Raw genomic sequence first — 4,902 nt, forward strand, 5'->3', positions numbered from 1 at the left:
CCAGCGCGCCGTGCCGTTTATCGACATGCTGCAACGCAACCTGAAGTCGGGGCATGAGGTGGTTTGGGGCGTTTAGGCTTAGCAGTCGCGCTGACCCATACTAAAAAAGCCCTGGTGACAGGGCTTTTTGCATGGTGAGTTGATATGCGCTCAGTCCACCTTCGCCCCCGAAGCCTTCACCACCTGCGCCCACTTCTTGTGCTCGGCATTGATAAAGGCCGTGAACTGTTGCGGCGTATTGCCGCTGGGAATCGCACCCTGCGCGAGGAGCTTCTCTTTCATCGCAGGCGTGCCCAGCGCCTTGGCGGCTTCCTGCTGGATGCGGTTCACAATGTCGGGCGGCGTACCGGCGGGGGCGAGCAGGCCGAACCAGGAGCTCGCATCGAAACCTTTCATGGCCGGGCCGCCGGCCTGTTCTATGGTGGGGACGTCAGGCAGGGCCGCTGAGCGTTCTGAGCTCGTCACGGCCAGTGCCTTGAGTTTGCCGGACTTGATGAGCTGCATGGAAGACGGCAGGTTGTCGAACATGACGTCCATGTCGCCGCCCACCAGTGCCAGCAGCGCGGGGCCGGATCCGCTGTAGGGGAAGTGCGTCATATAGGTTCCGCTCATGGTTTTAAACAGTTCACCCGCCAGGTGGATGGACGTGCCGTTGCCGCTGGAGGCCATGTTGAAAGTGCCGGGCTTGGCTTTGGCCGCGCGTATGAAGTCCGTGACGTTGTTGATGCCCGCGGCTTTGGCTTTTTCGGCGTTGACCACCATGACGTTGGGCACACCCGCGACCAGCGTGATGGGTGCAAAGTCTTTTTGCGGGTCGTAGGCCATCTTGCTGTACAGCGACTTGTTGATGCCATGCGTGCCCACGGTGCCCATCAGCAGGGTGTAGCCGTCAGGCGCGGATTTGGCGACCACGTCTGCGCCAATGTTGCCGCCGGCACCGGCACGGTTCTCAACCACAAAGGGCTGGCCGAAGGCTTTGGAGAGTTCCGGCGCCATGGCGCGGGCCAGGATGTCGGTGGTGCCGCCTGGCGCGAAGGGCACGACGATTTTGACGGGCCTGGTGGGCCAGCTGGCGCTTTGCGCCCAGGCGGAGGGCGTGGCCATAAAGGTGGCGACGGCGGTCAGCGCGGTGGCCAGGAAAGCGCCGTAGCGACGGGAAAGAAAGGGCTTGCTATTGTTGTTCAAGAGGGGCTCCAGGGATGGCCGGCGCGGCCGGGGGTCACATGAAGATAGCGTGCGTGGGTTCATGCTTCAAGAGGGTTTCAACCCAGCCATCCAAAAAAAGAAAAGCCGCCCGGCATGAACCGGGCGGCTGGCAATCAAACGGTCAACAGATCAGTCGGCGAACTTGCCGGCGGCGTCGATCACGGGCTTGAGCTTGTTGATCTCGGCGGATACAAAAGCCTTGTGGGCGGCGGGCTCGACACGCTTGTCGGTCACCACCACGGCGCCAAGGCCTTCCTGCTTCTTGATGAAGTCGGGATCCTTGAGCGCCACTTTCAGGGCGTTGTTGAGCTGGGTCATCACGGCCGGCGGCGTTCCCTTGGGGGCGTACATGCCGTGCCAGATCGTCAGGTCAAAGTTTTTGAGGCCCATTTCCTGCAGCGTCGGATAGTCCTTGAGCAGCTTGTTGTTCTTCAGCGGTTTGGCGGTCGTGACCGCAAACGCCTTGACGCGGCCGGCTTCAATCTGGCCGGTGGTGTTGGTGGTCTGGTCACACATCATGTCGACCTGTCCGCCCACCAGTGCATTCATGGCCGGCGCCGTGCCGCCGAAGGGAATGGTGGTCATCGCGTCCTTGGCGTTGATGGCTGCCTGCCACATCAGGCCACAGAGGTGCGATGCCGAGCCCAATCCTGCATGGGCGATATTGAGTTTGCCGGCATTGGCGCGAATGTAATTCTCGAAATCGCGGTAGTTGTTGGCCGGYAGCTGCGGTTTGCCGATGATGGTCATCGGTACTTCGTTGATCATGCCCAGGAACTCGAARTCGTCCAGCACCTTGTAGGGCAGCTTGCGATACAGGGCCGGCGCGGCCGCCATGCCGATGTGGTGCACCAGCAAGGTGTGACCATCGGGTGTTGCGCGGGCTACCTTGGCCGCACCGATGGTGCCGCCGGCGCCGTTGACGTTTTCCACCACGAAGTTGGCGCTGCCTCCCATGGCTTTGCGCATGGCTTCGGCCAGGTCGCGCGCCACGCGGTCGGTTGGGCCGCCGGCCGCGAAAGGCACCACCAGGGTGACAGGCTTGGAGCCGGGGAAGGCAGGGGCTTGCGCGTGGGCTGCAAACATGGCCGTTGCAGCAGCGGCGAGGACTAACAGGCGTTTCATGAGCGTCTCCTTTAATGAACGCGCCAAGTTTACGGTCCGCTTACTGCGCAAACATCGCGGGAACTACGTAAGGGCAAGCCCCCGGTCCCTTTGCAGAGTGGCTTAGGCGTTTAAACCAGCAGGGGCCGCGGAACCGGCTTTGCCGGGCCGCAGGCGCAGCGCCCCCTAGCGGCGCAGCGCAGTACGCGCAGCGACAAGCGTGGGGGTTCTATTTGTAACTCCGTGCGTCCTCAATAACCTTTCCGTCGTTGGGGAGGCTTCCCGGAGCCAATAGCTGTACCGTTCCACGCAGTTTGGTGACGTCACGGATGGCGTCGCCGATACGCTGGTCCAGGCCATCCGGGGCGCAAGCGGTTTCGACCTGGAAGTGCATGTTATCGCTCGCCATCTCTCCGCTGACCACCAGCCTGGCCTTGATCACTTCCGGAAAGCGCCGGGCAATGTCTGCGACCTGTCCGGGGTGTACAAACATCCCGCGGACCTTGACGGTCTGGTCGGCCCTTCCCATCCATCCCTTGATGCGCGCATTGGTGCGTCCCGTGGGGCAGGTGCCTGGAAGGATGGCGGAAAGGTCGCCCGTGCCGAAGCGAATCAGCGGGTAGCCGGGATTCAGGGTGGTCACCACCAGCTCTCCCACTTCGCCTTCGGCCACCGGGTCACCTGTTCCAGGGCGCACGATTTCCACGATCACGCCTTCATCCAGAACCAGCCCTTCACGCGCTTCGGTTTCGTAGGCAATCAGGCCCAGGTCGGCCGAGGCATAACACTGGTAGCCCGCAATGCCGCGTTCACCCAGCCAGTCGCGCAGGCTGGGGGGAAAAGCCTCGCCTGAAACCAGGGCACGCGTCACGGTCGGCAGTTCCACCTTCATTTCGGCGGCCTTCTCCATGATGATTTTCAGGAAGCTTGGTGTGCCGATGTAGCCGGCCGGCTTGAGTTCCGCCATGGCGTGCACCTGCTGCTCCGTCTGGCCGGTGCCGCCCGGGAACACGGTGCAACCAAGGGCGTGTGCGCCGGTTTCCATCATGGAGCCTGCCGGCACAAAGTGGTAGCTGAAACTGTTGTGGATCAGTTGGCCGGCGCGAAAGCCCGCGGCATACAGGGCTCGTGCCATGCGCCAGTAGTCCTTGCGCTTGCCGCCGGGCTCGTAAATGGTGCCCGGGCTGGCAAAAACATGGGGCATGTGCGCGCCGTAGCGCAAGGCGCTGAAACCGCCAAATGCGTTGCCACTGCCACCAGGTGCGCGCTCGGCCTGCTGGCGCTCAAGGAGCTCGTGCTTGCGCGTGACGGGCAATCGCGCCAGTTCCGCACGTGATGTGATGGCCTGGGCGTCAACGTCTTTAAGGATGGCTGTGAATGCGGGGGCCCGGGTCTTGGCATGGGCAATCTGCTGCGGCAAGGCGGTCAGCAGCGCCGCCTCGCGTTCCGCAGGGCTTCGCACTTCCAGTGAGTCGTAATGTGTTGTCATTTGCGATCTTCCAAATCCTGTCAATACCTCAGCGCGATACGGAGATTTCAAGCCAGCAGGGGCCGCGGAACCGGCTTCGCCGGGCCGCAGGCGCAACGCCCCCTCGGGGGGGCAGCGACCCGCGCAGCGGCGGAGCGTGGGGGCCCTATGCCAGCCACCGTTTGCGGCGCTTGTAGCTTTTAACGTCCTTGAAGCTCTTGCGCTCGCCGCCGCCCACGCCGAGGTAAAACTCCTTGACGTCTTCGTTGTTGGCCAGGTCGGCGGCCGCACCGTCCATCACCACGCGGCCGCTTTCCATGATGTAGCCGTAGTCGGCATATTTGAGTGCCATGTTGGTGTTCTGCTCGGCCAGCAGGAAGGTGACCTGCTCCTTCTGGTTCAGGTCCTTCACGATGTTGAAGACCTCCTCCACGATCTGCGGCGCCAGGCCCATGGAGGGCTCGTCCAGCAGCACCATGGAAGGGCTCGCCATGAGCGCACGGCCGATGGCGCACATCTGCTGCTCCCCGCCCGAGGTGTAGGCCGCCTGCGAGGTGCGCCGGGTTTTCAGCCGCGGAAAGTAGTTGTAGACCTTTTCGAGGTTGGCCGCCACTTCCGCCTTGCTGCTGCGCGTGTAGGCTCCGGTCAGCAGGTTTTCCTCGATGGTCAGGTGGGCAAAGCAGTGCCGCCCTTCCATCACCTGCACCACGCCGCGTTGCACCAGGTCGGCCGGCGAGAGGTTTTCAATGCGCTCGCCGCGCAGCTCGATGGAGCCTTTGGTGACTTCGCCGCGCTCACCCCTGAGCAGATTGGAAATCGCGCGCAGTGTGGTGGTCTTGCCTGCGCCGTTGCCGCCCAGGATGGCCACGATGCGGCCCTGCGGGACCTGCAGCGAGACGCCCTTGAGCACCAGGATCACGTGGTTGTAGATAACCTCGATGCCGTTGACGTTGAGAACGATGTTGGGTGTGTCCATATTTTTTCCTGACCAATCTTGAGGGCTGCTGGCAAGGCGATCAGCCCTCAAGGCTGGCGGCTCGCGAGAGCCGCGCCCCTCCCGCCTGGCGGGAGGGGTTGGGGTGGGTGCCGTCAGTACCTGGCAAAGCCAGTCTGAGCGGCTACGC

4 protein-coding genes are annotated in these 4,902 nt (G+C 63.0%); all 4 read right to left on the reverse strand.

What is annotated here, in order from left to right; all coding sequences use genetic code 11:
• Nucleotides 1-150: 150 nt before the first annotated feature.
• A complete protein-coding gene (locus AC1D1P_RS14195; RefSeq protein WP_477668931.1) occupies nt 151-1,104 on the reverse strand; it encodes a Bug family tripartite tricarboxylate transporter substrate binding protein in 954 nt (317 codons plus the stop codon).
• A gap of 231 nt (nt 1,105-1,335) precedes the next feature.
• Nucleotides 1,336-2,331 (reverse strand): tripartite tricarboxylate transporter substrate-binding protein, encoded by a 996-nt coding sequence (locus AC1D1P_RS14200; protein WP_457281383.1) that lies wholly within the window; start codon nt 2,329-2,331, stop codon nt 1,336-1,338.
• A 208-nt stretch (nt 2,332-2,539) separates the two neighbouring features.
• A complete protein-coding gene (locus AC1D1P_RS14205; protein WP_477673433.1) occupies nt 2,540-3,799 on the reverse strand; it encodes a phenylacetate--CoA ligase family protein in 1,260 nt (419 codons plus the stop codon).
• A gap of 145 nt (nt 3,800-3,944) precedes the next feature.
• The gene (locus AC1D1P_RS14210) at nt 3,945-4,754 is read right to left on the reverse strand and encodes an ABC transporter ATP-binding protein (protein ID WP_477673434.1); all 810 of its coding nucleotides are present in this window, start codon (nt 4,752-4,754) and stop codon (nt 3,945-3,947) included.
• Between the last annotated feature and the right edge of the window lie 148 nt (nt 4,755-4,902).

Source organism: Polaromonas sp. P1_E1_2 (assembly GCF_056406035.1).